Consider the following 5736-nt stretch of genomic DNA (forward strand, 5'->3'; position numbering starts at 1 on the left):
ACCCCGGCGCGGACGCTATCTTCGAGTCGCTGTCCGGCGACTACCCCACCTCGCCCGCAGGGCCCTTCGGAAAGATGGCGGTGCTCGAGATGAAGATGCTCGAACAGGAGGATTTTCATCTCGAAAAGGGGTTTCTCGCAGAGGTTCGAGAAGGGACTCGGCGCGTCGATGCGATCATGCAGAAGTACGAACCCACCACGTGGGACCTCTTCCTCTCGGGCGCGCTCATGGGCCTCGACGGATTCTTCAAGGCGCGCAAGGGCCAGTGGTGGGACGCGTATACGCAGGGCGGAAAATCGCGCCAGTTGTTCAAACACGTGAAGGAACTCGACCCCTCATTCGCGGACGCCGATTTCGGTCTGGGCATGTACATCTACTGGCGCTCGGTCTTCTCGCGCGATCTGTGGTTTTTGCGCATGTTCCCGGACAGGCGGGCGGAGGGGATATCCATAGTGGAAGGCGTGGCGCGGGACGGCCATTTTGCGAAGGACCTGGCGAAGGTGAACCTCGCCATCATGTACTTCGAGGAGCGCCGCTTCAAGGACGCCTCGCGCATACTCTCGGAATATCTCGAACAGTATCCGAACAACGTGATCCTGAGGAAGCTCTACGGCAAGGTGCTCATATCGCTCAAGAGCTACGACGATGCGGTAGGGCAGTTCAGAAAGATCCTCACCATCCTGCCCGAGGGCAAGGGGGCTCACTATTTCATCGGGGTGGCGCTCGTGTTGAAGGGTGACCCGGCGAGCCTTTCCGAGGCGGAGGATGAGCTCACCCGGTTTCTCAAGATGTCGGTCGGAAACTACTGGCCTGCCCACGCGCACTACTGGCTCGGCCGCCTCAATCTTGCGCGCGGCCAGAAGGAGGCTGCGGACAGGGAATTCGCGGAGGCGGTGAAGCTCTATCCTGAGATCGAGAGCGCGGTGAAGAAGGTGCGCGGGCTGGGTGGCGGGGTGTGAGTCTATTGCGAACGCATACTGATAATAGTGTAACGTTTTTTGACGGGAAACGGAAATTTTACGCCGTTTCCCGCTTCTTTTTTTCAAGCAACTTTTCGTTGCGCCGGCCGAAGAATTATCGACAACGTGTTGTTTGTGCCTCCGGGAGGATATGTTGAACGAGATCACCGACAAATCGCCCGTGCTCATCCTTCCCTATGAGGACCTCAAGAGGTCCGAGGGGATGGATCACGATCATGGCGTTGTGCAGGGCGTCGCGAGGCAGGGCTTTGAGGTTGCGGATTCGTTCGGTCGCGAGGAGGCATGGACGGTTTTGGCCTCGCGTTATGGGGAACTGCTTCGCGAGTTCATGATGAGGCCGTACGATGCGAGCGTGCTCGAGGCGATGCATGCGGTTGTGAGGGCGGGCGCCGCGGCGGGCGCTGCGGTCTCCGGAGGTGAGGCGGCTTCATTGCAGGGCAAGGAGGGTTGGGTCGACGTCTCGACGACGGACCCTGCGCTGCTGCTCTCTTCGCTCTCGGGTAGAGGAAGGTCGCCCAGGTTCAGGATCATGTACGACTCCGGGTCAAATGCGTACAGGGTCTTCTGGAACCGCTCGCCGGAGGCGGGCGACGACGTATCGGATCTGATGGAGCACGGCGCCTGGATACTCTCGAGCCTCAACGGAGCTGAGAGGGGGGTGCGCAGGATATTGGGCGACAAGGCGTTGGTCGACTCCGTGCTGGAAGGCGCCCGCATCCTCTATGTCCCGCAGGACGCGGGGCTTGCGTTCCCGAGGCTGCTTGCGATCGCGCGATCGCGTGAGAGCGGGGCCGGCATTCATGAGTTCTGGATGCCGAGGCTCGGCCAGATGAGGGGCCGCGGCAATCCTCCGATCGCGTACAGGGTGACCGATACCTGGCACGAGATGCTCAACGTCAAGGACCTGATCATTGCCGTCGAACGAATGATCGCCAAGGCGAGGGCGATGGGCAAGAGGCCTGTCGCGGTTTGGGACCTGGACGGCACGGTCCTGGACGCTCGCGAATTCGCAGCCCGGATCTTCAATGAGTGGCTGCTTTTCTACGACGGCCCCGATGCGGCGGAGATAAGGGAGAAGGCGAAGCGCTCAAACGTCGAACGGGGCTGGAACAGCCGCACGATACTCAGGGACATGGGCGTCGCCAGGGAAGAGACGCTGAAAGATGCGGACGCCTATTTTCAGGCCAACTTCTACAGTGCTGAGAGGCGACTGGAGATGCTGCCGATCCGCGGCATGGTGGAGCTGGTGAAATTATTCATGGGCATGGGAGTCATGAACTTGTACGCCACGCTCCGCAGCAGCTCGGACGACACCCTGCTCGACGGCGGATCGAGCTCCGAGCGCATCCTGAAAAAGTACGATATTTGGGAGAAGGACAGCGTGCTCCTCAGACACGAAGGCGAGAAGATCGACTGGTCGGAGGCGGCGTATCTCGCAGGGGGCAACGAGCCGCACAAGTGGACTATGGTCAAGTCTTTCAGAAAGAGGAATCCGGGCGCGTACATCGTCGTGGTCGGGGACAACGCACCTGCTCACAACAACGGGTACCGCGAATACTTCGAGTACAGTGTCGTCAACATACACCCCAGGGGCGACGATCCGCCCAATTCGCCTCCGCTGTACGAAGACGGCGTTTTTGAAGTGGATCCGGACAGGCTCGCCCTGGATCTCGCCGGCTGGATGGAGGGCTGCGTGAGGAAAGGCCGCGTCCTGGCTGCCGAGGTGAGCAGACAGTTCGGCAAGATGGAGAGCGCCGAGTCTTCGCCTTTTTTCATGAGCTATCCTGAGAAGCATGAGGCGGAGATCCGGGCTTCCGCCGTCATAGCTTCGCGCACCATCGACGCGGTGGCGGGCATAAATCCGCTGAACGCGATCCACTACACATTTTTGGAGGAGATAAACAGGCGCTACTCCGCGTCTCCGGGGAGGCTCGAGATCTTCGAGGAGATGGTTTCGAAGGTGAACTTTGTGGCAGGGACGTCGTATGCGGTCATGCGTGGTCCCGGGGGAGTTGAGAGGATAGTCAATGCAAAGAGGGGGAGGCTCCCGGAAGACGTCGTGGTGCGGCCGGCGCCGATCTCATTCGATGGCTCGTGGATGAGTTTCAGGAATGCGAAGAGCATCAGGGAGCTGGAGTCGGTATTGCCGGATCTTCCCTCAGGGCCGGATCTCACAGGGGTTGTCGCGGGGGACGTATATGACCTGCTCTCCTTCGGCGAATTCCCCAGGATGATCGTTGCGCTCAAATCGGCGGCGGAGTTCGTCTCCCGCAAACGCAAAAGGGCTGCGGACGAACTCCGCGCCATGGAGTACGGTCCGCGCCTGGCTGTCGGCGCGATGCTCGCTTTGGCTCGAATGGGCATGAAGGTGGGCTGGCGAGATCCTAACGGGCTCAAGCGCATCCAGACGAGCTACGAACTCATGAGGGCGCCCGAACATCTGAGGTCGAAGATCAAATATGTTCCGACAAGGGAGAAGGTCAGGGCCGACATTGCGCTCTGGAATCTTCCGCATTTCGGCACGACTCTCAAGACCATGACCAAGGGGGTCAAACGCGACGGCATTGTGCTGATCCAGTCTCAGAAGAGCGCCGCTGAATATGAGAAAGAAGGCCTGGGCCACAGGCTCATGGCCGAGGTCGCGTTGCCTACCGGACAGTACGTGCTTCCCACCGCCTTCCTGCACGTAGCTCCCCAGTTCAACATGCCTCTGTCATTCCAGGCCTGGCGCGTGCGCTGATGGATTTGAATCTCTTCCCTTGGTGCGAGTCCCTGCGCGCCATCTCTTTGTGCACCGCGTTCATCACCGCGAGTTTGTTGATCGACCATTCGGGTGCGACCGTGAGCCTGCGTGGGCCGTGGGCGTTCAGCCTATGGACGACGATGGCCGGTGAAAGCTCCTCCAGAAAATCGCAGACCCATCCGGCGTAGGTCTCAAGGTCGGGCAGATCGATCTTCCCTTCATTGTATTCCCGCTCCATGCGAGTGTCTTTGAGTATGTGGAGGTTGTGTATCTTCACGCCCCACACTTTCGCCTCGTTCAAAAATTCCGCGGTCTCCATCATCATCTTGTGCGTCTCGCCGGGTAGCCCCAGCATCGCGTGCGCGCATACCGATATCCCCGCGTCGGCAAGGACGCGGCAGGCATTGGCGAACTGCTCCGCAGTATGTCTGCGATCGATCCTCCTCAGCGTCTCGTCGTGGGCCGACTGAAGGCCCAGCTCCACCCACAGCATGGTTTGCCCGCTCAATCGCTCGAGGGCCTCGACGTGCCCTTGCTCCAGGCAGTCCGGTCTCGTGGATACGGCAAGGCCGACGACCGCGGGATGCCGGATCGACTCGTTCAGCATCTTGTCCACCACGGCAGGGGAGGCGTGCGTGTTGGAGCCGTCCTGGAAATAGGAGATCACCTTTGCGGCACCATGCCTCTTTCTTATGTATTCGATCCCCTCTCTCAGCTGTTCGCTGATCTTTTTTAGAGGGCCTTCTCTCTCCAGGGACGTGGTCGGGATGAGTGATTCTTCGCTGCAAAAGGCGCATCCCTTGCGACCTGTTGCCTCATCACGATTGGGGCAGCCAAAGCCGCTCTCCAGGGTCACTTTATAGACCCTCTCCTTGAAACGCTCCCAGAGGAACGCGTTTATTGAATTATATCTAATATTCAAGACGTTATCTCCATGCGCCACATTCCATAATACGATTTGCGCCCTGTGTGAAGGGTTTTGTGTCTGCGCGCACGTCAACGCTTTGACGTCATTTTTACCCTGCCAGCAAAGTGCCGCATAACGTCTTTTGCTGCCATCCTTATCACTATGAGAGGGTGCAAATTGAGAGATGGGGTCAATTTATACCCTTATTCGAATATCACATCAAAACCAATATCAATATTAATTAATAAAATCAAATATTTGTAGAGACGCGTAATTTTGATCGGCTGGCACGTTCCTTGCTCTTTTGAGGTGCGGAGGGTTTGGGAAAGGGGCCAGCTATGAAGCTGAAAAAGGGGATGGGAAGCTGGATAGGGTTCTTGGCTGCATTGACGTTGGTTTTGGCAGGATGCGGCGGGAGCTCTGATGTGAACCTGAATGAGGGTGACGAGGGCGATTACGGCCCCAGCATTCTCGCATCCACCCCGTCGGAACTCGGCGTCGGCGATGCGCTCATAGTCGATTTCTCCTCAAGCCAGGCGAGTCTTGATTTCAGCGGCGTAGAGACCGGAGCGAAGTTCATCCTCGCCGTCGGGTCGAGCAGCGCATTGGGCAACGGGGCCACCATCCAACTATCGCCCGACCTCTCGCTCCCGGATCCGCTCGCAGGCGAAAAGGCGATGGAGGTGGAAGGCGAGATCATGGAAGACGAGGGCTACGGCGCGGACGAGATATTCAGCGCGTGGCTGCGCGCAGCCGAGATGGACCTCGACGTGAACGAGGTGCCTTCCTCAGTGGCATTCTCGGAGTCGAGCATGAAGGGGATGTCGGTGAAGGCCCAGTCGCTCGGCGACAGGGAGGTGTTCAGGGTCCTCTCCAGCCTCTCCTCCCCCAGCTCATACGTCGAGGTCACCGGCGTCGTGAGACACGTCGGCTCCAACGTGCTCTGCTACGTCGACTCCAGGGTCAGCGAAGATATCCTATCCGATGCGGACGTCGATGGGCTCTGCGGCGATTTCGACGGCGAGGTGGGCGAGATGGCGGCCCTGCTCGGCGACTCATCGGACGTGGACGACGACGGCAAGGTCCACGTGCTTATGACCCCGCAG

At 59.2% G+C, this 5736-nt stretch carries 4 protein-coding genes; 3 read left to right on the plus strand and 1 reads right to left on the minus strand.

What is annotated here, in order from left to right; all coding sequences use genetic code 11:
• On the plus strand, positions 1 to 959 hold a 959-nt coding region (locus WC683_19010), incomplete at its 5' end, for a tetratricopeptide repeat protein (protein ID MFA4974702.1).
• Positions 960 to 1113: 154 nt separating this feature from the next.
• Entirely contained in the window at positions 1114 to 3720 is a 2607-nt protein-coding gene (locus tag WC683_19015) for a hypothetical protein (GenBank protein ID MFA4974703.1), read from the plus strand.
• On the opposite strand, the gene WC683_19020 is transcribed toward WC683_19015, so the two are convergent.
• Complete coding sequence (locus WC683_19020; GenBank protein MFA4974704.1) at positions 3680 to 4645, minus strand: TIGR01212 family radical SAM protein; 966 nt, start codon at positions 4643 to 4645, stop codon at positions 3680 to 3682. The genes WC683_19015 and WC683_19020 overlap by 41 nt on opposite strands.
• A 323-nt stretch (positions 4646 to 4968) precedes the next feature.
• Here WC683_19020 and WC683_19025 point away from each other — a divergent pair.
• Positions 4969 to 5736 (plus strand): hypothetical protein (locus tag WC683_19025; GenBank protein ID MFA4974705.1); only part of this gene is annotated, 768 nt, incomplete at its 3' end.

It is taken from the genome of bacterium (genome assembly GCA_041648665.1).
Lineage (GTDB): Bacteria > UBA10199 > UBA10199 > 2-02-FULL-44-16 > JAAZCA01 > JAFGMW01.